The 26,509-nt window shown below is 37.7% G+C and carries 13 protein-coding genes; 4 read left to right on the top strand and 9 right to left on the bottom strand.

The genetic code is table 11. The annotated features are described in order from the left end of the window. Window positions 1-321: 321 nt before the first annotated feature. The 3 genes from prlC (at window position 322) to ACPUVN_RS15965 (ending at window position 4,043) form a co-directional block, all read left to right on the top strand. A complete protein-coding gene (gene prlC / locus ACPUVN_RS15955) occupies window positions 322-2,352 on the top strand; it encodes an oligopeptidase A (protein ID WP_426369437.1) in 2,031 nt (676 codons plus the stop codon). Window positions 2,353-2,413: 61 nt separating this feature from the next. Then, a complete protein-coding gene (locus tag ACPUVN_RS15960; RefSeq protein ID WP_426369438.1) occupies window positions 2,414-3,160 on the top strand; it encodes a DNA-3-methyladenine glycosylase I in 747 nt (248 codons plus the stop codon). A 64-nt stretch (window positions 3,161-3,224) separates the two neighbouring features. Continuing rightward, entirely contained in the window at window positions 3,225-4,043 is an 819-nt protein-coding gene (locus tag ACPUVN_RS15965) for a class I SAM-dependent methyltransferase (protein WP_426369439.1), read from the top strand. A 111-nt stretch (window positions 4,044-4,154) separates the two neighbouring features. On the opposite strand, the gene ACPUVN_RS15970 is transcribed toward ACPUVN_RS15965, so the two are convergent. Next, window positions 4,155-4,886 carry an outer membrane beta-barrel protein gene (locus tag ACPUVN_RS15970; RefSeq protein ID WP_426369440.1) on the bottom strand — a complete coding sequence of 244 codons (732 nt, stop codon included), beginning with the start codon at window positions 4,884-4,886 and terminating at the stop codon, window positions 4,155-4,157. Then, on the bottom strand, window positions 4,876-18,180 hold the full coding sequence (locus ACPUVN_RS15975; protein ID WP_426369441.1) for a tandem-95 repeat protein: 13,305 nt from the start codon (window positions 18,178-18,180) through the stop codon (window positions 4,876-4,878). The genes ACPUVN_RS15970 and ACPUVN_RS15975 overlap by 11 nt, the downstream gene beginning before the upstream one ends. Window positions 18,181-19,182: 1,002 nt before the next feature. Between ACPUVN_RS15975 and ACPUVN_RS15980 the strand changes: the two genes are divergently transcribed. Further along, window positions 19,183-19,701 (top strand): hypothetical protein, encoded by a 519-nt coding sequence (locus tag ACPUVN_RS15980; protein ID WP_426359333.1) that lies wholly within the window; start codon window positions 19,183-19,185, stop codon window positions 19,699-19,701. 151 nt (window positions 19,702-19,852) lie between these two features. Here ACPUVN_RS15980 and ACPUVN_RS15985 read toward each other — a convergent pair whose 3' ends face one another. From ACPUVN_RS15985 to ACPUVN_RS16015, 7 genes are all read right to left on the bottom strand, one after another. Further along, window positions 19,853-20,653, bottom strand: a complete 801-nt coding sequence (locus ACPUVN_RS15985) for a hypothetical protein (protein WP_426359332.1) — start codon at window positions 20,651-20,653, stop codon at window positions 19,853-19,855. A gap of 346 nt (window positions 20,654-20,999) precedes the next feature. Continuing rightward, entirely contained in the window at window positions 21,000-22,118 is a 1,119-nt protein-coding gene (locus ACPUVN_RS15990; RefSeq protein WP_426359331.1) for an OmpA family protein, read from the bottom strand. Window positions 22,119-22,354: 236 nt separating this feature from the next. Then, complete coding sequence (locus ACPUVN_RS15995) at window positions 22,355-23,170, bottom strand: glucosaminidase domain-containing protein (protein WP_426369442.1); 816 nt, start codon at window positions 23,168-23,170, stop codon at window positions 22,355-22,357. 122 nt (window positions 23,171-23,292) lie between these two features. After that, complete coding sequence (locus tag ACPUVN_RS16000; protein WP_426369443.1) at window positions 23,293-23,790, bottom strand: sigma-70 family RNA polymerase sigma factor; 498 nt, start codon at window positions 23,788-23,790, stop codon at window positions 23,293-23,295. Window positions 23,791-23,894: 104 nt separating this feature from the next. Next, the gene (locus ACPUVN_RS16005; RefSeq protein ID WP_426359328.1) at window positions 23,895-24,740 is read right to left on the bottom strand and encodes a mechanosensitive ion channel family protein; all 846 of its coding nucleotides are present in this window, start codon (window positions 24,738-24,740) and stop codon (window positions 23,895-23,897) included. Then, entirely contained in the window at window positions 24,737-25,045 is a 309-nt protein-coding gene (locus ACPUVN_RS16010; RefSeq protein ID WP_426359327.1) for a hypothetical protein, read from the bottom strand. Before ACPUVN_RS16010 ends, ACPUVN_RS16005 begins: the two co-directional genes overlap by 4 nt. A 40-nt stretch (window positions 25,046-25,085) precedes the next feature. Further along, window positions 25,086-26,498, bottom strand: a complete 1,413-nt coding sequence (locus ACPUVN_RS16015; protein WP_426369444.1) for an OmpA family protein — start codon at window positions 26,496-26,498, stop codon at window positions 25,086-25,088. Window positions 26,499-26,509: the final 11 nt, after the last annotated feature.

Here is a 26,509-nt window from a genome sequence, read left to right on the forward strand (position 1 = left end):
CATTAAATTTTTCAGATTATGCATAAAAGATGTAAATTAAAGACCGATGAAATGTTGAAACCATTTCGATTTACTTAATATATATAGAATAAATGGGTACAAAACTCTACTTTATCAAGCAAACAGTGCTATTTCCCCCATGATGTAATAAATATTAAGTGACATCAATACTGTTCATTACTCGATTTGCAATTAGCCCTAGTAAATATATAAATTAACGTCTTAGATATCTAATTATAGGGTTTAATCGTGCCAACACCTTGAAATATGCGTTAAGCGTTATTACATATATAAGATAATTCATCACCTTGAACATTATTTATGGCACAAACATTACCCGTATTTTCAGAAATTTTACCAAAAGACATTAAAGCTAGCGTTGAAAAAGCCATTGATGATTGTAAGCAAGTGATTGCCGATGTTTTATCTTCAACCAAAGAATACACATGGACATCTCTCGTTGAACCTATCGACGATATAGACGATACCTTAGGTAAACTCTTCTCTCCTATTTCTCATATGAACTCAGTAGTGAGTAGTGATGAGCTGCGCGAAGCGTACGAGTCATGTTTACCGTTATTGTCTGAGTACGGTACTTTTGTCGGTCAACACAAACCGCTTTACCAAGCGTACCAACAACTTGCTGACAGCGAGCATTACAACACCTTAAACACAGCACAAAAGAAAGTGATTGATAACGCTTTACGTGATTTTACTTTATCAGGTATCGCTTTAGCTGATGATCAGCAAAAGCGTTATGGTGAAATTTCAACACGCTTGTCAGAACTTAGCTCGCAATTTAGCAACAACGTATTAGATGCAACGCAAGCATTTACTGTGAATATTACTGACGAAGCTGAATTAGCAGGATTACCTGAAAGCGCGAAAGAAGCAGCACAAGCTTTAGCAGCAGAGCAAGATTTATCAGGCTGGTTATTTACTTTAGATTTCCCAAGTTACTTACCTGTAATGACCTACAGCGACAATCGCGACTTGCGTGAAAAAATGTACACAGCTTTTGCTACTCGATCGTCTGATCAAGGCCCTAACGCTGGGGAGTTTGATAACAGCGACAACATGCTAGAAATTCTTAACCTTCGTCATGAAATTGCTCAACTATTAGGTTTTAATAATTACGCTGAAAAGTCTATTGCGACTAAAATGGCTTCAGAAACGACTCAAGTTATTCAGTTTTTAGAAGACTTAGCGGCTAAATCAAAAAGCCAAGGTCAAACTGAACTTAACGAATTAACTGAATTTGCGAAAACAGTCGATGCTTCAGCAACTAATTTACAAGCGTGGGATTTAGCTTATTACGGCGAAAAGCTGAAACAAGAAAAATACTCAATTTCAGATGAAGAGTTACGCCCTTACTTCCCAGAGAATAAAATTGTTGCGGGCTTATTTGAGGTTGTTCATAAATTATTTGGTTTAACCATTACTGAACGTAACGACATTGATACTTGGCACAAAGACGTTAAGTTTTACGATGTGTTCGATGCTAACAACAATCAGCGTGGTAGCTTTTATTTAGACTTGTATGCTCGTTCTAAAAAGCGTGGCGGCGCTTGGATGGATGATTGTGTTGGTCGCAGAGAATTACCGAATGGTGAAATTCAACTACCTGTTGCTTACTTAACATGTAACTTTAATAAGCCTGTAGGTAACAAGCCTGCGTTATTTACCCACGACGAAGTGGTTACCTTATTTCATGAGTTTGGTCATGGTATTCATCACATGCTTACACAAATTAATGCAAGCGGTGTATCTGGTATCAATGGTGTTCCTTGGGATGCTGTTGAATTACCAAGTCAATTTTTAGAAAACTGGTGTTACGAACCTGAAGCTTTAGCTTTTATGTCGGGTCATTACGAAACAGGCGAACCACTTCCAAAAGAAATGCTAGACAAAATGCTTGCAGCTAAAAACTTCCAATCGGCTATGCAAATGCTACGTCAATTAGAGTTCTCGTTGTTTGATTTTAAAATGCATTTAAATTTTGATAACACTAAAGACAACTCAACTTACATTCAATCGGTTTTAGATGAAGTAAGAGCTGAATATTCAGTAACTAAAGCCGCAAGCTTTAACCGTTTTCAACATGGATTTGGTCATATATTTGGTGGCGGTTATGCTGCAGGTTATTACAGCTATAAATGGGCTGAAGTACTATCTGCAGATGCTTTTTCAAGATTCGAAAAAGAAGGTGTATTTAATAAAGAAGTAGGTAACGATTTCTTGACAAATATTCTTGAAAAAGGCGGTTCGCAAGAGCCAAGTGACTTATTTAAAGCCTTTAGAGGTAGAGAGCCAAATATTGACGCTTTACTACGCCATAGTGGTATTCTTTAAGGTACTAAAAGTTAAACTTTAGTATAATCACAAAACTGTAAATGCATTGGCTTGTTAGCCAATGCATTTTTCATTTAACCAACAAGACCCCTTTCATTCCATGGATAAATTAGAGTCATTTAAATCTTTATATCATAGAGCTGCTGAGCGTAAAGGCGGTAAGCGCGCATTAGACTTTTTATTAGATGAGGTTCATTACTTGAGTAATGCCGAATTAAAAGAAGTCGTTACTGATAACCGGGTATTATCAGCTTTTACAAAAAAGATATTTCAATCAGGTTTTGTATGGCGTGTTGTCGAAAACAAATGGGACGGATTTGAAGAATCATTTTTTCAATTTAACCTAGAAAAAGTGTTAATGATGCCTGAAGAAATGATGGAAAGAAAAGCCGCCGATCCTAAAATAATTCGTAATTACAACAAAGTTAAAACCATTAAAGCCAATGCCCAAATGATATTTGACGAACAGCAGAACGGTCATAGTTTTATCGAATTTATCGCAAACTGGTCAGCAAGCGACATGATAGGCTTATGGGCTTACCTTAAAAAGAACGGTCAACGTTTAGGTGGTAATACAGGTCCTTACGCTTTGAGAGCTTTAGGTATAGATACCTTTTTAATTACGCGTGATATTGAAGCTTACTTCCGTGCCCATGATATTGTAACAGGCGGCATTCAAACGAAATCCAGCTTAAAAGCGATTCAAGACAGCTTTAACCAATGGCAGACTGAATGTGATTTATCTTTAAGCCAGCTAAGTCGTTTAGTCGCTTATTCAACAGGCGATAACAGTGTACAAGTTGCCTAACAGCCATACGACATGCATAAACTAAATGACTGAACCAAATGAGTGAACTGAATGAGTAAATTAAATGATTGAGTTAAATGAAGCCTTTTCCCATGTTGCCGTTGGTTATGTAGATAGCTCTGATGCAGAGTTGGCAAAACAAGTCGCGCAAAAATGGCGACTACAATACATAGGTCATGTGGCTTCACTTGATAAACATCCAAAGCTTACCTTTTTGCTACAAGTTAACTTTCAAGTGCTTGAATTGGTAAAAATAGACGAACCTAAACTCAGCGCGATTAAAGTCGACTTTGTTGAAGGTGCTGCAGCTCATCGCCGTAAGTTTGGTGGAGGTAGAGGTCAAGATATTGCTAAAGCCGTAGGACTCAAACATGGTTTTACTCCACATGTGTTAGACGCAACCGCAGGACTAGGCAGAGACTCATTTGTATTAGCCTCATTAGGTTGCCAAGTTACTATGATTGAACGTATGCCGATTGTAGCCGCACTTCTAGAGAATGGTTTAGAACGCGCAAGGCTAAGTACTGAAGTGTCTGACATTATTAGCAATATGGAGCTGGTACATACATCATTAACCGAAGACAGTTTTGATACATTAATGCCTGATGTCGTGTATTTAGATCCTATGTACCCGCACAGAGAAAAGTCAGCAGCCGTTAAAAAAGAAATGCGTGTATTTCAAACCTTAGTGGGTGAAGACTTAGATGCCGATGCCTTATTAGCACCAGCACTTGCTATAGCAAAATATAGAGTTGTTGTTAAGCGCCCTACTTATGCACCACCTTTAGCAAATAAAAAACCGTCTACCAGTATAAAAATGAAGAAAAACAGATTCGATGTGTATGTGATTCAAGGTATTCCTAAGCTAGATAAAGAAAAATAAATCAATAAAATCATAAGTTAAAAATAAAAAATGAGGTAACCAACGTAAATTGATCACCTCATATATTAACCTTTAATTTTGTCTAACGACATATCGTTAAGATCAAATTAACTAATCAAAATGATACGCTAAGCCAATTGAAATAAAGTTAATTTTAGCCCCATCAACGCGGTAATGATCCCATTCTAAAATAAGCTGTATGTTCTCGTCCCATTTATAATTTGCACCTATACCTGCATATAAATCGGTATCGTTTATATCAGCTTCACGTTCAATATCTTGTGTTTCAAATACGTCTAATGAGTCGTAATCACCACGCCATTTAAAAGCTCCTACTTTACCATGTAAGTACCAATCGTCGTGTTCCCAAAAAGAATACACGGCAGATAAAGTAAAACCTTTCACTGAGGTTGGATGTACAACCTGTGTTAACTTAAAAAAGTCTGATGGAACTGCAGTTGTTGTTGAAAAAGCAGCATTAACTTTGCCGAGGTTAGTATAACCTAGCTCTAAACTCCATTTTTCAGTTAACGAAGTACCTAGGTTAATTTTTCCGCCTACTCTGTCGTCGTCAACGTCAATATCAAAAACATCAAAACCTAAGTTACTTGTTTGACTAGTAACATCACCGTCAGACCAATCACCTTTAACCCAACCTATGCCTGCAGAAATATAAAACTGTTCAAACAAACAATCTTGCTCTGCAACACAGTGCGATTTTAATGTATATACCGGCTTGTCTGATGCATTTATAACTGTTGTGTCTTGTTTAGCATTGGCACCAAATGCCACTGCCATTAGCCCAGTAAGAGCTATAAGTTTTGAAGTGGTTTTAATGTGCATAATGTGCTGACTTCCTATTGTTGTTACGACGTAGAATCACGAATAAAGTAAATGAAATTAGCATGAATAATGTACCAAAGTTAATTGCACCACCTGATGAGTTATCTATTCGTACCGTGACTTTATTTACCGTTATAGTAACTTGTGCAGTAGCTTCTGCACCTCTTTCATCGGCGATTATGTAATCTAAGAATACAATGCCGCTCTCTCCTGCTGCTGGTGTAAAGCTAATGGTTCCGTCTGACATGATAAATACAGTACCGCTTGTGCTTGTAACATCCACTAAGGTAATAATGTCGTTATTTGGATCAGTATCGTTACTTAGCACATCAATAATAATTGAATTTTCCACATCAACTGTTGCTACATCGTCAACTGCGATAGGTGGGTTATTACTAATAATATTTATGCGAACTGTTCCTATATCTGTACCGCCATTACCGTCAGAAATACCGTAAGTTATTTGCTCTTGCCCGATAAAGTTTTCAGGTGGAGTATAGAACAACGCATTATTAATAATTTCAACTTCACCAAAGAATGCTGTTGCTGATGTTATTTCCAGTAAATCGCCGTCAGCATCTACATCGTTACCAAGAATATCTATCTCTATTGATGTATTGAAAACCAGTTCAACCTCGTCGTCTTCAGCTTCAGGTAATGTATTACCACCTGTACCTAAAACACCTACTCCGCCTGGGTCAATAATAGTACCGTTAACTAAGCCATCAGCGTCGTTCGGTCCACCATCTACAATTTCAATTTCAACACACCAGTAACCTTCAATTAAGCCCGCTTCCCAAACATTACCACCTGGAGGAGGACAATATCCTGGTTCACCAGCAGTAGAGCGTACAAAGTTATTGCCCGTTTCTACAAAGTTAAACCAACCGGTATCTTCAAAGTATTTTCGGTACACAGCATTTTCAGGTACAGGTCTGCGTTGTGGCATTACAATTTTGTACGATTGACCTTCGTCAGGTAAACCGTAAGCAATAAAGTTAAATATACCGCCAACGTTTGTTGCTTCAAGATCGTCTTCTAATACTTCTGTATTCTCGTCAGTATTATCTGAATCAGTTTCGTCGCTTACTTGAGCTCCACCTGTATTACTCGTAAATGCGTAAGTACCAATATGTAAACATACTCCTGGGTCACCTTCTACTAAGTATCCTTTAGTAAATGAACCTTGTTCAGGTAAAACATTACATTCTGAAATTGCATCTAAGTAATCAGGTATACCATCACCATCGCTGTCACTAAACCCTTCTTGGTCATCAGGTATGCCGTCGCCGTCACTATCAGCACTTGTTAATGTTGCTAATGTTGATACAACTTCAATGAAAATAGTAGCTTTGTCATCAAACTCAGTATCGTCAAGGTCAACAATGTCTAAGGTCACTTGGTATAAACCTAAAGGTACATTATTAGGATTAAAGCTGAACGTATCTATCTCGCTATCTTCATCAATAAGCACACCTTCAATGTTGTCCCAAGTGTATAAGTATTCGTTATTAGCATTTGGGTGAATAATATTACTTGAAATAGTAACGTTTTCGCCACCTTGCGTTATAACTACACGTTGTTCGTTTGATTGAGTTGCCACTAAAGTAACATCAGGATCTACGTTGTCTTCTCTAATCGTAATGTTATGTTCAAACTTGTTACCTCGGTTGATCGTGTCTGATAAGGTAATAGTTATGGTTTCTAGTGGATCCATCACATCATCGGCTAATACTTCAAACTTGATCAGTTCGTTACTGCCCGATTCGAAGATTAAAACACCATCCACTAATGTATGATCACTGCCGTCTGCACTACCTGTTACCGTATAAGGTATTGAAAGTGGATATTCTGGTGAATGACCATTTAAATGAACACCTACCGAAATTGTATGACCTTCTAATACTTCTTGGTCTTTATCGATAGACACTAAAGGTCTAACTTTAACTAACTGGCTAGCAATGCTAACTCTACCTTCTTCATCCATAGCAGACCAAAACGCAGTATTTACACCTGGCTCGTAGAAAATAAGCCCATCAACTAACGACACAGGTAATGGCTGTCCAAATCGATCAACTGCGCTTGCTTCACCTAAATCAACTTTGGTAAACAAGGCATTAGCATCAATAAATATGTCTTCAGGTACAGAAATCACAGGGAGTAACTCGTCGCCTTCAGTATTTATATCAATAAATACAATTGCAGTATCTGTAGCGCCACTACTATCTTCGATAGTGTATTCAACAAACGTGCTGCCAACAAAACTTGCATCTGGCGTATAGCTTAAACCTGTAGTTGTCCAACTCACTTCACCAATAGAAGCTGTTGCACCAATTACACTAAGCACATCATCTTCATCTACATCAGTATCATTCGCTAATACGTCAATTTCAGTTGGGTCGAAAGAAAATATGGTTACGTTGTCATCAATCGCTACTGGTAAGTCATTTTCTGATTCTACCGTTATCGTTATTGTTGCGATATTAGAGTCAAGCTTGCCATCGTTTGCTTGATAAGTAAGGGTTGTTTCGCCGTTAAAGTTTGCTGGTGGTGTATAAGTTACCAATGGTAATGATCCGCTAACTTCTCCATTAGGTTGGTCGATTAAGATGAAGGTTAAATCATCATTTTCTAAATCTGAACCCACTAACGTAAAGGTTAAAGAGGTATCTTCAATTGCTTTTAAAGCCACATCATTAACGGTTGGTGCCACATTAGGGTCAACTACGGTAACCGAAACATCCGTACATGTTACTCCACCATTAATATCCGACACACATACATTAACTATAGCGACACCAACAAATTCATCTGTAGGTGTAAATGTTATTGTACCGTCTGAATTAATTATTACTGTACCATTTTCACTGATTGCTGATGAAATACTAAGGGCATCCATATCAACATCATTAGTAGCACTTAGCACATCAATAATTACGCCTTGTGATAACAGTGTATTAGCCGTTATGTCATTAATAACAGGTGAGTCGTTTATGCTGATAACCGTTATAGTTGCCGTTGTACTTGCTTCAGCATCTTGACCATCTGAAATGGTATAACTAATAATCGCTGTTCCATTAAATTCAGGTAACGGTGTATAAGTCACTTCGCCCGTAGCTGATATATTAACGATACCTGTATCAACAGATATTTCGGTTATTGTTAAGGTGTCGCCCTCAACATCCGTATCGTTAATCAATACATCAAACGTAATATTTGTATCTTCATTTAATGTTGCTATATCGCTATTGGCTATAGGTGCATCATTAACACTGTCAACCGTAACAATCGTCGTAGTTTCTACGCCTTCTTGTCCATCAAAAACGGTATAGCTGATAGTACTTGTACCGTTAAAGTCTGCATCAGGAACAAACAGTATTGCGCCTTTTTCTGTAATGGACACCGTGCCATTGTCTACTGACAGTTCAGTTACTGATAACGTATCGCCATCAGCATCACTATCGTTCGCTAATACATCAATTTCTACACTGGTATCTTCATCAATCGTTGCCGCATCTATCTCAGGTATCGGTAAATCATTAATGCTATTCACCGTGACTGTTACTGTGCCATCAACATCGATGGTACCGTCAGAAACCGTATAGTTAATGATATTAGTACCGTGGAAATGCTCACTTGGCGTATAAATAATCTCGCCATTTTCAGATAGCTCAACGATACCTTCTTCTGTGCTATACGCGGTTACCGTTAACGTGTCGCCATCTACATCGCTGTCGTTATTTAACACGTCAATCGTTAAGCTATTGTCTTCGTCAACACTGCGTGTTTCAGAGACAACAACCGGTGCATCATTAACGCTAACAACGGTGACTTCGGCTGTTACTTCAATCTCTGCGCCATTACCGTCTTTAATGGTATAGGTTATGGTCGCTGTACCATTAAAGTCAGCGTCAGGTACGTAAACAATTGAGCCTGATTCAGATAAAGATACACTACCAGTATCAACTGACTGACCTGAAACCGTTAAGGTATCGCCGTCAACATCAGTAACATTCGCTAAACCTGTGATTGTTATACTTGTATCTTCATTCACGCTTTCTTCATTAATACCTATAACGGGCACATCGTTAACGCTATTGACGGTTATTGCAACCGTACCAACCACTTCTGCGTCGTTACCATCTGAAATGGTATAGCTCAGTGTCGCTTCACCATTGAAGTTGGCTGTTGGAACAAACTCAACTTTACCTTCTTCTGTTATCGTGGCTTCACCAGAATCTGTTGATACATCGATGATAGTTAATGCATCGTCATCAACATCCGTATCGTTGTTTAGTACATCGATAATAACGGTCGTATCTTCATCGGTTGTTGCTATATCGCTATTCGCTATAGGTGCATCATTAACACTGTCAACCGTAACAATCGTCGTAGTTTCTACGCCTTCTTGTCCATCAAAAACGGTATAGCTGATAGTACTTGTACCGTTAAAGTCTGCATCAGGAACAAACAGTATTGCGCCTTCTTCTGTAATCGATACAGTACCATTATCTACTGACAGTCCTGTCACTGATAACGTATCGCCATCAGCATCACTATCGTTCGCTAATACATCAATTTCTACACTGGTATCTTCATCAATCGTTGCCGCATCTATCTCAAGTATCGGTAAATCATTAATGCTATTCACCGTGACTGTTACTGTGCCATCAACACCAATGGTACCGTCAGAAACCGTATAGTTAATGATATTAGTACCGTGGAAGTGCTCACTTGGCGTATAAATAATCTCGCCATTTTCAGATAGCTCAACGGTACCTTCTTCTGTGCTATACGCGGTTACAGTTAACGTGTCGCCATCTACATCGCTGTCGTTATTTAACACGTCAATCGTTAAGCTATTGTCTTCGTCAACACTGCGTGTTTCAGAGACAACAACGGGTGCATCATTTACGCTAACAACCGTTACTGCAACCTGATTAGTTGCAGAACTACTGCCTGCATCGGTATTACCGTCTGTAATTGTATAAGTTATGGTTGCAATACCATTAAAGTCTGCAAGTGGAGTAAATACAATATTGCCATCACTGTTTATGATAACTGTACCTTCATTTGCAGGTACACTAACACTAAGAATAGTTATGTCTTCATCATCTACATCAACATCGTTACTCAACGCGATAATAGTTACCATACCATCTTCATTTAATGATGCTGTGTCGCCATTCGCTTGAGGAGCATCTGGCGTTGCGCTAACTTCAACAGTTAATGTTGCTGACGCTGATCCGCCTGCACCATCACTAATTGAATAAGTAATAGTTTCTGTGCCATAAAAATCAGCTGCTGGCTGGTAAGAAATACCACTTGGTCCTGTTGATATAATGGCACTACCACCTGAACTTATACTGTCGACGCTTAATACCGTTAATGTTTGACCTGTATCACTTTCTGTATCGTTTGTTAAAACGTCAATAAATGTTGCGTTAGAATCTTCATCAACATTTTGGCTATCATTGTTAGCAACAGGCGTTTGGTTTACTAATGTAAGTGCTAAGTTAGTTGCTTCAACTTGCTGACGTTGATTTAGCCCATCTACATAATTCAACTCACCTAATACCGCCAATTCAGTTGTTGCTTGTTCAGGTACAAGGTTATCTGTATTCACTTTTAAGAAGAGTACATATTGTTCAAGGTTAGTATCATTGTCAGAGTTAACTATTCCACCTAAAGGTAGCGTTATTAACTGTCCACTTTGAGTCACATCTAAATTTACAGGAACATCAGTAGCCGCATCATTTATATCGTTAGGGTTATTTGCTGTATGCAAACCTGTTTCGAATATAGATGTTAATGTGGCTGAGTTTTCAACATAGGTTAACAATGGAGGCAGCGTGAATACTAAATTTGCATCATTAAGACTACCTGCTGGAATTGAAACGGTAAGAGCTAACGATAACTCTTCGCCTTGAACAAAGTTTGCATCTACAGTATCTGTATCTGAGGTTTCTGTTAATTCGGCTACAACTGAAATTGACAGTTCGTCTGCACTGGTTACTGTAAATAAAGTAGGGTTATTGTTATCAGCGCTGTTGGCATTATCATCAGACATTGTGTCTGTAAAGTTAGTACCTGAAGCCGTTAATTGAGAGGATATAACCGTATCGTCAGCAACACCTGCATCAACTACAACACTGAATGAACCTGTAACACTGCTCCCTGGCAGAACACTGCCCACGTTAGCATCATAAGGTTCTGTGGTTACAATAGAGCCTTGGCTTACAATACCAGAGCCAGATACTAACGTTGTATTAGTCGGTATTGGTTGTTGTAAATCTACGTCCGTTGCGGTTACTGAACCTTGGTTGAGTAATGAAAAGTCGTATCGAACCGTATCACCTGGGTCAACATTACCATCGCCATCAACATCATTCGTTAACGTCCAATATTCATTCACTACAACATCTGGTGCACCTTCAGTTGCGTTTGCATTTTGAGCAATCGCATTGATTGAAGAGGCTTGATATCCGTCTACTTCTGAGCTGTTACTATCGGTATTTTCCGTTGGCGTTTGGTCGCTTCCAACATTACCTTGTAAATCATACGAACCTTCGGTCTCAACACTCACATCAAACGTTACTGAAACAGAACTACCTGCGGCTAATGTATTTATAACAGCCGATAAATTATCGGTAGTAACGCTACCTGTTCCATCACTAATGGTAAACGTACCATCTAAGTAGCTTAATCCTGCAGGAATGATGTCGGCTAAAGTAATACCCGTAAGTTCTTCTGTGCCTAGGTTACTTAGGTTATAAGTAACGGTTAATGTGTCGCCAACACTAACGGCTGTATTATTATCGGTATCATCTGATAACTGAATGCTTTGCTCAACATATAAATTATTGGTTGCTTCTGTAGGAGCACCTACCACTAAGCTATTTGCTTGGTCGCCGTTGCTGTCATCGTTATCTGCATCGGTAAGCTCTGATACAGTAAGGTCTGAATCTACGCTACCTTGTGCGGTAATGGTTGTACCATCTGCAACGTTTTCATTCACAACCACTTCATAGGTAATAATTGCAGACGTGCCGCTATTTAAACTACCTATATCAGCAGTAATTTGCGTAGCTGTTTCAGTAATAGTACCTGTAGTTGTTACCGAGTTAGCAACATAAGTTGTGTTATTTGGGATATTGCCCGTGAAAACAACACCAGTAGTATCAGATCCATCATTATATAATGTAGCTTCAATGGTTAATGTGTCACCTGGATCAGCATAACCATCGCCATTTAAATCATTACTTATGATAAATGTTTGACCTGCATTGATAAAACTAGCGCTGTTAGACGTTACCGCTAAAGAGTCACTAAAACTATATTCACGTTCATTTGTGTCTTCACCCACTAAACTTGAATATTTTCCGTTTTGTAATTCAACCAGTAAAGCATGGTCAATATCAGCGTTATTATCTACAGTCATTTCAAACGAAAAGGTCTTTTTGCCATTAACAACGGTAATACTGCCTAAATCAACTTTTAGTAATGCGCTGTCTGTATCATCTAATGTTCCATTGCCGTCAAAACTACTATTTACATAGGTAAGTCCACTTGGAATTTTTAGCTCTAACGAAGTATCAAACGCATCACTGCCATTGGTATCAGGTGTTATTTCTACTGTATATACAACGCTATCGCCTAAAGATACTGTACTTTTGTTTGAGGTGATTTCTGCTACTAAATTAGGTTCAATAATAACAATATCTAATGTAGATGCGGTTGCGGTTGCACCACCACCACTTGCTATTGCTGAATTAGTTAATGTAGTGCCTTGAGAGTTATCAGCTTCATCTAATACAGTTGCGACTATTGTTAACATAAAGAAGTCGTTCGTTGTATCTCCGTCAGACACGTTGCTAACATCACCTAAATCAATAGTGACGTTGTTGCCATCTACCGATCCTATTGTTGCATCTCCAGTTACATGAATGTTACTACCTGCAGATAAGGTGCTCGACTTAAATTCTAGATTGTCTGGCAATGTATTGATAACAAGTACATCGCTAATATCACCCTCAATTACGTCTACACGAAGATCGATACTTACCGTTTCACCAATCGTTATATGATTATTATTTGCATGAAGCTCATTTAACTCAGATTGAACTGCAATAGAGTTATGAATAGTTACCGTGCTTGAGCCTGACTCGTTATAGTTATTAAGTAACGTGTCGCTATCATCGTCGCTATTTTCTGTGCTTCCATCTCTAGCATCTCCAGTTAACGTACTGAAATATGATGCAGTAATTTGGTCGCTTACACTATCGCCAGCACTTGCTGAGTTAGCAACAACAACATCATAAGTAAGCGTTAAAGTAGACAATGGCGGTAAGTCTACAGTGGCTAATTGTAAAGTATCACCTGTTAGATTCGTGGTTTGTTGGCTTACATCACTTACACTTGCCACTGTTGATGTACCCGTTAATACAACATCATTATTGGTATTAGTTAATGTAATATTAGAAAAAGCCTCAGAACCAGAACCTGTTCCATCTGGTGCACCTAATAAAGACGCTGGTATAATATTTAATAAATCTGCACGAAATGCGGTACTGTCTGTTGATGTATTGGTTAATACCGTTTGATACGAAATAGTATCGCCTGCGTCACTACCTGTAGCACCCGAAATTATAGTATGGCTTATGGCTAAGTTTGGTTCAGTTACTGCAATTGTAACATCACTGCTTGGCGGAGTTGTTACACCTGCATAGTTTAACGTTGCTGTTGAATCTAGCTCGACACCTTGTTGATTAGTTAAAATGTTATCTACAGAAACCTCTATTTCTATTGATACGCTTTGTGCATTAGTGCTGCTGTTTTCTATCGTTCCAAAATCTAAAATTATTGGATCAGTACCTGAACCCGGAGTGGTACTTGGGTTAAGCGTTGCAGAAAAATCGCTTGCTGGTAAATTAATTGCTATTGGCGTGTTATCAAAGGTTAAGCCTGCTGGTAAATCTAAGGTATAAACAAAGTCATCGGTTGTTCCTGTAGGAATACCAAACGTAGCCGTTAGCGTAACTGTATCTTTAATATTAGCGTTTTCTGCTGATGTAATTAGGCTTACTGTTGGTGCATTTGCTGTAATAACCTCTGTAGTCATTACAATTAAGTCGTTAACTGCTTGGCTCGATGTATTATTTTCTTGGCTACCTGTGCGTTCACCTGTATCACTATCTGCTGCACCGGGAGCTGCATCGTTTGTACCTTTAGCGCCTGGTAGAGTTGTTATGCTAAAGTCTGCGATTGTAGAAACTTGTTCTTCAAAACCAATACTTACATCTACATTAGCACTGTATTTAACTTCAAGAGACTCGCCCGCATCTAAATAGCGTTGTTCCTCGTCTGTTAAACATGAACTATCAACAGTTAAATCGTTCCCTGAAAAACTCGCACAACTTGATACGTCAACAGTACTGCTATTAGCACGTGTAATTGTTGCACTTGTTATTGATGGTGAATTTAAGCGTGTTGGTAATGTTTCTTCTATTAGCCATTCCCAACCACGTACTACATCTGTTTGGTTGTCGTTGGTAGCAGTTAACGTGTAATTTAAAGTATCGCCACCGTCTACACTGTCTGGTGTGGCTATGTTAGTTAACGATAAATGTGGTGTTCCTATAACGCCACTTGTTGAAGCGCTATCTGCTTGAGCAACATTTGACTGATTATTGTAGTGTATTTGCCCGTTAAGAGTTTTGTTATCGGTACGGTTGTTGTCTTCAGTATTCAGATATACCGCATCAAAAGTAACAATAATATATTCGGCATTTCCATCATTGTCGATATTAGTAATATCACCTAAGTCGAATTTAAGTACGTTATTAGCATCAACCGTGGCAGTAATACTTTGATCTGTAGTTGAAAGATTACTCTCTACTGCTGATGATAAACCTGTATCGAAAACGCCTCGTACTGTCGCAGTACCATCAACATAACCAACGCCTGCTGGTAAGGTAACATCAATCAATGCATTAGCTGCTGTAGCGGCTGTTGTACCTTCTGGAATGGTTACTTGTAATGAATATTTTGCTACTTCGCCAATCGCAAACACTGGTGTGCCTGATTCGCTTGTCCAGCTTTCGCTCGATGAAATAAGCGTTAAGCTATCCGCTGTTGGGTTAGTAGTAGAAGCCGTTTCAGTAACGTTAGTTGAGTTATCTCGCTCTAACGCTACATCACCACTTTGGCTGTCTGCAGTACCTGACGTTACCGTCGAGTATGATGCGCCAGATTGTACGTCATCTTTAACAACGGCAGTATAAGTAAAGGTCACTGTTTCATTTACAGCAAGAGAACCCGTTGTTATATAGTCTACTGAAGTGCCATTATAAGTATAAGTATAACCTGGGGCAGTTGTATCTGCTGTTGCACCTGTAGTTAGATCAAATAAATTAGCGTTAAGCGCGCTATTAATATCTATATCGTACGCTGTTGCTGTACCCACATTCTTTACAGTAATAGTTGTGGTAACAGTATCGCCCGCTTGTAAAGAACTACTCGGTGAAAGTGAAGTCGTAACCTCTAACTCGTGCTCTACAAAAGAGCCAGATACACTTGTATTTACAGTAGTTCCTGAGAACGAATTATAAGTTAAATCAGTATCAAGCGTTTTTGTTTGCGGTGCATTTAATGCCGCGTTAGCTGCAACATCTCGAACAATAGCATCAAAAGTAAAAGAAAAGGTGTTGTTGCTTGTATCATTATCACCTGTAACAGTAGTTGTAGATGGCGAATCAAAGTTAAACACAACATCTTGTCCACTCGTAAACGAGCCTGTCGGAGTAACTGTTGGATCTGTATCAACTGTGCCTGCAAAACCTGATATTGAAACAGCAGGAGAACTTGCATCAAACTCTACACCGCCCGGTAGTTCGGTTGTAATACTTAAACCCGATGTTTCACCTTCAGGTAAAGTAACTTCAACAAGATACGTTACGGTATCGCCAACAACAAAGTTGCTACTCGAGCCTGAACCATTAGGTGAAACACTATTGATAGATGTACTTATAGACGCACTGGCTACCGTTAAAGTTTTTTCGCTACTTTCTGCAGGAAAAGCTGGAGCCCCATTAGCACTAGCCCATGCAGCTTCAGCAGTTGAGTTAATGGTTTGGCGTGGTGTAACATCGTCAGAAACATCGCGTGTATAAGTAATAACTACAATTGAGCCTGCAGGAACAGCATTGTTCAACGTTAAATCGCCGTCAGCTAATGTTCCAGAATATGCTGTTGTAGCCGTGTCATCTACAGTAACACTTGTTAATACTGCGCCGTCTAATCCTGTTATTGCTGGTGCGTTAGCCGTAATATCATGTGCATCTGCACCGCCAGTATTCTCAATGGTTAATGTGTAGGTTATAACATCGCCAGCATCTACCGTTGCAGATGCGTTATCAATTAATGTGATAGATAAGCTTGGGGCTCTAACCATTAATGGCACGCTATTAATTTCGAGTGCAGCCTCGCCAGCGGTATTTTCTGTACTGCCCTGAAATAAATTAGTTAAAGAAAGTTCATCAGAAAAAGGGTCTGTAGATATGGTTGCAGTAATATCTACCGAAATAACCTTAGCTTCAGTCGTATTTAAATCTGGCCAAGTAATGTTAAGTGAATTAGTTGAACTAACATGCTCAATATTGCTAGGCGTTAAACCCGCTGTATCATCAACTGATAATACGATATCTGTACCAAACGATGTGCTGATACTTGTTACGTCGAATACCGGTAAAGGGAAGAAATCATCAAACACAATATTTTGTGTATCGCCCGACGGAATGTTCATGCTTAATCTAAACGTAACCGCCTGCCCTGGTACATATTCAGCTGCTGAATTAACAATAACTTTACTGGTAGTAATAGGAATAATAACGCCGCCAGCAGATGAATTATCCATACAGTTTACAGCGCCAGCGGTTAGAGAATAAGTAGCCAAACTAGCACTACCTAATGCGTCTGATGCAAATACAGAGTCTGTAGATTTATATGCTTGCTGAACCGTTGCGGTATATTGAATGGTAATAGTTGTACTTGCAGCTAAATCGCCCGTTACTGAATGGATATCATAAGTTACGGTAGTATCGTCGCCACTTGTACCTGTTGTAGGTGTAATTGATGTAGTTACGCCCGATACAGTCATACTTGTATGAGCAGTAAATATTAAGCCGTCAGGAAGTGTATCTACTAACACTAAACCATTAGCTTCATCATACTCACTTAACTGAATGTTATCGGTAATCGTGATCACTTGGCCTGGCGATAAAGCTGTTTCAGAAAAGCTTTGCTGAACCGCTAAATGTTTGGCTGTTATTGTTGTGCCTGTTGATGCAAGTTGAGTAAGCGTTGTGCCAGCAGGATATTCGCTATCAAATGTTGCATTATTTTGAATAGTGACAGCACTACAGCTAGCACCATTTAGAACACTTTCAGGTACATAACCAGAAATCCTGATTTCAGAATCATTTAAGCTATTTGAACCCTGAATATTGTCACAGCTAACACTTATCATACCTCCTTGGTTAGCGCTTTCAGGTTCATCATCCACCGTACAATTAGTTCCTCCGGTAATAGACACGGGAGCTGTAAACTGTAAGTTATTATCTAAGGTATCTTGTAAAAGGGTGTTAAAAATCTGTTTTGAATTGGCAACATCAATAATATGGCGATAAGTTAGAAGAAAGTTTGGCCCTGGAACAATTTCTGATTCGATAGCGTCATTGCGATATTCATACGATGTCACTGTTGCTTGAATATTAGCACTCAGCTTTGTACCTATAATGGCTGTATCGCCTGTTGCAGAGTCGCCATATTGATACACAGGTTGCGCATCTACATTTAAGTTTTCACCTATATCTGCACTCGCACCTAATGTTATACATACCGACGTATTAAGCATAGGTCCGTTCGCAACTACCGAGCCTACTGATAGTTTTATTATATGTAACGCGTCGCCCTGCGTACCAGTTACCTCAGAATTACTCAACGAATCAGTAATTGTTCCTGATGAAGAAAAATCACCTAATGATTCAACACTTAATGCATTACCAAACATGCTCGCACTGTTAAGTGTAATTTTGGCATCGGTTATTAAGCGAATATAAGGGCCATATCCTGTAGTGCCCGTATTACTAAAACCAACATCAAAACACTGCTCTTCTCCAGCAAATGCTGAAGCTGGTAATTCATTCGTCACAGTCGGAGTTGCACCAAAAGCTTGAAAGCTTAAAGTTAATGCTGAAGTAGCAATAAATAAGTGTCGAAAAAAGTGAGTTAGCATGCAGGCAGATCCAAAATTCAGTTGTTATTATTGTACAAGAATAAAATAACAAACCATTGAATACAAAGAAAAAACATAAAAAATTACACTTACACATAACCTTTACATAACTCAAACATATCATAAACTCCCTATTTACAACCTAATAACAAACTGCTTATTAAACCTACATTAAATAGGGTTATTTAAGAGCAATAACATTATCTAAACAGTTCATAAAAATGCTTGAAAATAATTTATAATTTTACAAAAAATTAAACGTCATCACTCATTCATATATCTGATAATTTATTTAACCCGAGTTCTGGATAATGAATTTTTAAATCCATGAAAATTAATCAATATTTTAGGGTCTGTTGATCTTTCGAGATTATTTTTACTGCAAGGTGTTTGATATTTAGACAAGGCAGAGTATGTGACGTGTAGCTGGCTACTCGAACAGACGATAACGCCCTGTCTATCCAAAGTTAGGAATTTCAAACACATGCTGCCCTTTGGGTTCATTTAAAACGAATTTACTCATTGCTGCCTGCATGGATGCAGGTACTTGGGTTATGTTGGAACGTATAACCCGTGTTCGCTTTTTTAATACGACTGCATGGATGCAGAAGGTAGGGCGACTCAGGAGACAAAGCCGAGAATGACTATTAGACAAAGCTCACATCGCGATTAAATCCGTTTTAAATTGAATAAAATTTAACCCTGAAAGATCAACAGCCCCTAGTTAACGTCACAATGATGATAGTTTATTCGTTATCAAGGCACTTTTACGTACTCAATAACGGGTTATTGAGTACGTAAAAGTAACGCCGAGAACGTTTAAAATAACGTTATTGTGGAATATTGCTTATCCAGAATTCAGGTTATTTATACACGTTAGCTGGTTATTTTGAGAAGTAGCCGAAATAAACATTTATTTTAATCATTTATGTGACTTTTTCCTCAACACACTCATCTAACTTATTAACAACGCGCTATATAGCAGTAATATTAAGGAAAAACATGAATCGTATTATCATCATAACTTGTGCAGCATTATTATTTACAGGCTGTGCTACACAACCAAAATTAGAAGATTACACCAATAATCCAAGCGGATTATGGGAAGAAGGTAAGGCGTTATCCAAAAAAGGTGAAGCTCTGATTATTAAAGGCGAGAAAACCATAGAGAATGCACGTATTAACGCTAATAAAGGCAAAGCGCTTATATTATCGGGTAATGATGCGATCCAAAGATCACGTCAGGATTACCAACTAGAAGCCAGTAAAGCGGGTCGTTCATCTAGTCCAAAAGAAATTGAGTACGAAGCTGAGCGTTTAGCGTCAATAGGTGAAAATTGGGAAGATGCACAAGATAGTGTGAAAGAAGGTAATAAATTGATTGCGCAGTCTGAAAAGAAAAAAGTAGAAGGCCAACAACAAATTTCAAACGGTCGTAAACTTGTTGAGCAAGGCACTAACTTTATTCGCAATAGCCAACGCATGAGACTTGAGCAACCTTTAACTTCTGAAACTAAGTAACCTAAGCTTGGTAGCTTAAGCTCGATACTTAAGTTAAGGCAATACCCTTTATTTAAAGTAAGCCAGTGAAACAATAAAAAGGCGAGTAAGTTAATTAACTTACTCGCCTTTTTTATGAAAAATTACTTTATGGTAAAACCAAATCAACATCTTAAAAGCGATAACTTAAACCTGCCCCGCCAGATAACATATTAGATAACGACTCATCACCAGCAAAGCGTTGGCTATCTTCATTTACCGCTACGCTGTAACTTGTATAAGCATGTAGCTCAATTTTATTTTTAAGCACATAAGATGCATGCACACGAAGCTGACCAAAGTTAAGTCCATTATGACCATCAGCTATATAGCCTGAATTAAAGCCCAACGAACTACTAACATCCACAAGTAAAACCCCCTTAAATTTATAACTTTTTATGAAAGCTATTTCTGAGAATAATCCATCGGCATCAAACGAATGGTAAATACTGGCTAGTATTTGAATGTCGTTGCGGTAATCGTAAGAAAAGTCGATATTCACTTCATGATCTGTTGCGTCAATATCCCCTTCATAAGACTTCAAATAACCGTAGCCGACGAATACTTCTAATTTATCGACGGCATAAATCCCATAATTAACATTTAAGTTAACCTCTGAATAATCAGCGCTTATGCCTTTAGCTAACCAAGGGGTTATATAAAAATCACCATAGTTAAATTCAGTCGAAACAGAATAAAGACCACGACCAGAAAGGTTATCTCTACCCTCAGTTATATAATCACTTTCAATGAAAATACGCGAGTCCCAGCCAAAAGCCTTATCTGAATTAGTTGATTGAGTATGCTCAAAGGCGGCGTGCCGACTTGTTTGTGGATCATTAATGATAGTATCGCTCTGCAGTACTTCTGCACTAACATTCTCTACCAAAAACACATAAGTAAAGAACAAAGTCCCCACTACATATTTATTCATATAAACACCTTTTGAAATTCATAATTCAGATTGCTTTCCACGCTCATTAGACATACTGGCAATGTTTTCTGATACGTTAAGAGATGATAAGAGATATGATGATTTAACTTAAGTTTGAGAGGACCTATACCGTTTTCAAAAATAAATTGATCAACTAGGTATTAATATTAATCATAGACTAGCAATTAAATCCAAACCAATACTCGTATAAATAATTGCTAAAAATTTGAAATTTAAGGCCAAGTACAGAACTCTTTTCATTCGTTCATCCTATATGACACAAAGTTTTAGACAATAAAAAAGGGAGCTAAATAGCTCCCTTACTGTCTACTTAAAAGTTACTAGATTACTTAGTTACTTTTTTACGTTCTACAGCTGTTACATTAGCAACGATACGTCTGTTTACTGTATGTGCTTTAATTGTGCCGCTGTTATCTAATAACTGAGAAGCACCGTAGCCTTTAACATCTACACGATCGAATTTAATACCATATTGTTTAACTAATATGTCACGAACTGATTCAGCTCTTTTTTGTGATAACCATACGTTATACTGTTTGTCACCTAACGATGAACTATGACCTTCGATTACCGCATTTGTATTAGGGAAGCGTTTCAAGAAAGCTGCAAAGTCAGCTAATTCAGACATATCGCCTGTTTTAACAAGACTAGAGTTATGTGCAAACTTAATATCAAGTTGCATTTCAACTTCTTGTTCTTCAAATATACTACAACCTTTGCTGTCTACTTTGTCAGTTGACGGAGTATCAGCACACATATCTGTTTTATTAGAAACGCCATCGTTATCATTGTCTGCAACTACAGACTTAGTAACAACACAACCGTTACTATCAACATTGCTGTTTAATGGTGTGTTAGGACATAAGTCACGGCTATCTTCAACACTATCATTGTCTGTATCGATAACTTTTTCTACAACTTGTGCAGGCTTAGCATTACCGCCAAAAGAATAAGCAAAACCTAGTTTTACACTGTGATCAAGGTAAGCTTCACCAAAGTCATGGTAAGCAGCAACTTCAGTAATCACTCTGAAGTTAGAACTTACATCCCAGTGACGACCTAAACCAACATTTACTAAGCCTTGTGTTTCATCAAATTTCTCAGCTTTTAAACCCGTAAATACATAGTAGTCTGATTGTTGAGGGTAGAATAAGATGTCTACACCACCTCTATCACCACCAATGCTTTGGCTTGGGTTCTTTGCATCAATATTAAGGTGTGACCATTCAACTCTAGCACCCCAAGATTCACTAAAACGAGTACCAAATTCAAGACCTAACCCTAAACCGTTGTTGTATTGTGGACCAGGTAAAAATTTCTCATTATCTGAATTATAAAATTCGCCAAAACCGCCAAACCAAGATTGATTTTCTGACGAGTTATCTGCATAAGCAGTTTGTGATAAAAGAGTAAGCACGCTTAATGCAAAAAGTTTGTTTTTCATTTTAATATTACCTTTAGATTCATGTTTAATTTATTTTTAACATAGTTGTTTATACCGAATCGAATAAGTTAACCAATTCGGTATTACTAGTTTCATAACCTTAGACGACAGCAAAAGTTGAAAAGTCACAATCAATTTAAAATAATGTGAAATAAAATATCAGGTACAAAAATCCCCTTGAGTTACCTGCTATTTTAATACCTTTAAAAATGCGCTCTTGTATCACCTATTAACTATTATAGCTCAATTGATTCATTAAACTCATTAGTGAAACGCTGTAATTTGTTTTGATCGATAAATTTACTCACTTTAGTCACATAATGCTGACCTTCTTCTGAGTATTTATCGAGAGTTTTTGCTAAAACAAGTCCTGTAATGTCTTCTTCATTTTTACGAAGCTTAGAGCGCATCTTTCTCAATTCGATATAAGCTGCGTTTGTATTCAGATTTTTTATGTAAGCTCTTACTGCTAAATTAACAGAAGCGAACTTAGCCACTTCATGAAACTTTTCAGAGTCTCTAGACGATGGAACAATGCCGCAACCCTTTGAAAAACACCACTGACCAAAAAGATTATTACCTTTTTTAGAAAAACGAGACGTTCCCCAACCCGATTCTATCGCGGCTTGGGTTAATGCTAAAGACGGAGGAATAACATCAACTCTTTCAAGAAGATTAGCAAAAAAACTATCTCCACCGTATTCACTACTCACTTTATAATGAGTCGCTACCTTATTTAGCCATATCTTTTGTTTACTCGTTAATTCTTCTTCAGGAACACTTTGTAACAAAACAATAATTTGTCTGAGTTTTAATACATGTTTATTTTCTTCTTTAATAATTGGGTAAAGGGTATTAAAGAATTGTTCTTTTTTCTCTTTAACATCATTGATCTGTGAAAAATCAGGTAGCTTATCTAATTTGTTTTGTGTTTGTGCTTCGGCAACCGAAATTAAATGTATATCACCTTCTTCCGATGTAGCTAAAAAGATAAGCGCACCTATAACAAGTAAACTTATGACTAACATTATTTTATTTTTTAGTATGTTCATTATTTTGTATCCATTTTAAAGATTTATCAGGGTCTTTATTTTTTATAATATTTAAAAAAGACGCCTGCTGGTCAGGCTAATTTTACCTAACTTATTATTAATTCTTCTCTTCGTTCTCTCTCTTAATCTTCAGTGCTAGCACTGCCGGCCATTTTTTCTAATGCTCTTTTATAACGCATTTTTACGGTACTTAGTTTTTGCTCCACGATTAAAGCAATATCATTAAACTCAAGATCACCCGCAATACGAAAAACTACGATTGAACGCTCTTCTAAACTAAGCTGAGCCAACAAACTATTAAGTTGGTTGCTTCTATCAGTAGAATCGTCAGAGGTCTCTTGTGAAACCTCCTCATGGGTTTCATCTAAGTCGACCTGATCTAATTTCTTCTTTCTTAGTCTAGTTAACGCCTGATTGTATGCAATTCGAAATATCCACGTTTTAAAACTAGCTCGTTGTTCAAAGCTTTTGAGGTTGTTAAACACATTTAACATAGTGTCATTAACCGCCTCTTCAGCTTCTTCTGTCGAGTTTAGGTATCGATAACAGATTTGTATTAACTTGTTATGGTATCGATGAAAGAGCACTTCATAAGCCGTTGTCACATAAGGTAATTGCATGCAGGCAATACGTACCAGCTCAGAATCTTCCTGTTGTGACAATCAATCAGAGACAAGGTTTCTCTCGTTCTCTGGTGTTTTCATAGTTAACTCATTGTTAAAGTCTATTTAATCGAGTCATTCATTGGCGTAACAATAAACTTATGCGTTAATAAGTCTTGGTTTGGTACGCTTAGTCGACGACCTTCCTTGTTTTCGAGCAATGTATTTACAGTGCTTACTGCAACCACGTTACCAATAAAACCTTCAAATTCTACTTCATCACCTGGGAGTAATTGTTCTCTAGCATAAATACCTGAAACGATACTGTTAGCGATACTTTTAGTACCCAAACCTAAGGCTAAAGCGAGTGCAACACCTAAGCTTGCGATTAATACGGTGAATATTGTATTTAATAATTCTGTTTCAAGCTCAAGCTGACCAATAACTAAAGAAAAAGTGATAGCCAGTACAAGTATTTGTAAAACGCGTCCTACTGAAGAACCATATTCAACACCCATATTGTCAAGTGAAGCTTCTATTTTAGCTTTACCTGACTTAGCAATGAATAAACCTAATAAGGTAATAACCAAAGCACCTAATAGTTTAGGTAAATATAAAACGAATGAATCTAAAATAGCTGAAAATCTATCCAGCCCTAAAGTTTCAGAACCTGCCACAAGAATAATCAGAACAAAAAACACATGCAGTAAACCGCCAATTAATTGAGAAGGCGTTGATTGCAAACCCAGCGTTTTTAAAATCTTATTTACACCTAACTTGTCACATAATTTATCGAAACCGAGTGTTTCTATTATTTTAGCAACCCACTTTGTAATGATTTTTGATAAAAACAATCCGATAACAACAACCAAAATAGTTGCCAGTAAATTAGGTAAGAAGCCTGCTATTTCTGTCCAAAATCTGGATAGTGCATTACTTAAAGATTGTGTCCAAACGTCTAAATTCATTTCTGGTCTCCAGTGGTGTTACTTAATAGAGCCACTTCTGCAGCGTCTCCTGATTGTTTGTTAATGATCGTGTTTTTCTTTGAATCGTTTTTTTTGTGTAGTTCGAGTTTACGTTTAGCAGAATACATAGAAGCACCAAAACCTAAGAAGACAACCCACACCCATCCAAAAAACAGCCCAGTAACATCTTTAGCAGCTGTTACGTTTGATGACTTATTCAGCACCTTTTTAAGCTCTTCTTCTTCATTAACAACTGGCTCGCTTTCTTGCCACATTAATTTGAGTTCGTCTTCATTAAATTTCATTATGTATCCTGCTATTTATTTGTATTCACAACGCTAACAATTAGTTGATAATAAGTATTTCAACGCGACGGTTTTGTGCACGACCTTCTGCTATTTCGTTACTTGCAACAGGCTTGCCTTTACCATAGCCTTTAAACTGAATACGGCTAGCGTTGATATTACCTACTTGTGTCATAAAGTTAGCAACTGTTTTAGCTCGGTCTTGAGACAATTGTAAGTTCAAGTCGTTGCTACCCGTTGAATCTGTATGACCAGACACTACGATATTTGCTTTAGGGAAACGATTCACTGCATCAATAATTTTGTTAAGTAGTACAAAGTTAGTTGATTCAATTTCACTGCCACCTGGCTTGAATGAGAAACCTTGCGCTCTGATCAACACATTATTTACTTGACGATAAACAGTTGCTTCATCTTCATTAAACAATGATTGAACACCATTAAATCGAGCAATATCTTCACGCTTAGCCGTTTGTTCTTTTTGTAACTCTAATTTAGACGATTGTTGCGTCGACTCTAATCGATCTTTAAGCTCTGAAACATTGAAGCTTAATGTTTGGTTTTGATCCATCACTTGGCTCAAGCTATCTTTAGCGCCGTTAAGCACTTCTTTGTTTGATTGGTTAAAAGGTAACGCACTGTTTAGCGGAGAAAATGCCAACGCTAATTGATCTTGAAACCACACAATTTTTTGTTCTTCTGTAAAGTCAGCATCTTTAAAGTACTGGTTAATTTCAGCTACGCCTTCTGCGCGCTTAACAATCCAGATAGCTTTATTAGAATGCACGTTAGCTTTTTCAGTATCTGTTCTGTTTACTTCTAAAGTATCTAACGCTAATTGGTATTCGTTTTTAGCTTGGGTAATTAGAATTGGAGTTACATCATCCAAATCTTTATTCATTGCTGTTTTAATGGTTTTATCTGCTACACCTAACATATTCGTTTTAAGTGCTGCTAATTCTAAACCTAAGTATTGGTTTTTTAATGACGTAATATCACGTTTTGCACGATCTTCTTCGCCATTTTCTAACAAGCCAAGCATTTTCTTTAATTGCTTTTCTACAACTTCAAACTTCTCAGGTACTAAATTGTTGGCATTAGTTGCCATTGCTTTGTTACGTGCAACAAAAACTTCTTCTAAAACATATTTAGCTTTTTCAGATTGTTTAACCGCAGCGTTAACAGCAGTTATAGCATTAGCTGCAGCAGTATTTGCTGATGTTTTACCCGATTTAGCTTGTTTAACCGCTTCATCGAAAACACTTTGAGCTGTTTCCATTTTTTCAGGTGAGTAGTATTCGATATTTTCGTTGCTCGCTTTTTCTAATAACAAGCGTGCTTCTTTAATATTTGGAAACTGTTCCATAATATCATTTTGAGATAAAACTGTGTTTGACGCACACCCCGTAAATAATAAAAACGACAGGCTGCTAGCAATTATTGTTTTTTTCATTTTAGTTCTCT

Origin of the sequence: Pseudocolwellia antarctica (assembly GCF_049933045.1) — a bacterium.
Lineage (GTDB): Bacteria > Pseudomonadota > Gammaproteobacteria > Enterobacterales > Alteromonadaceae > Pseudocolwellia.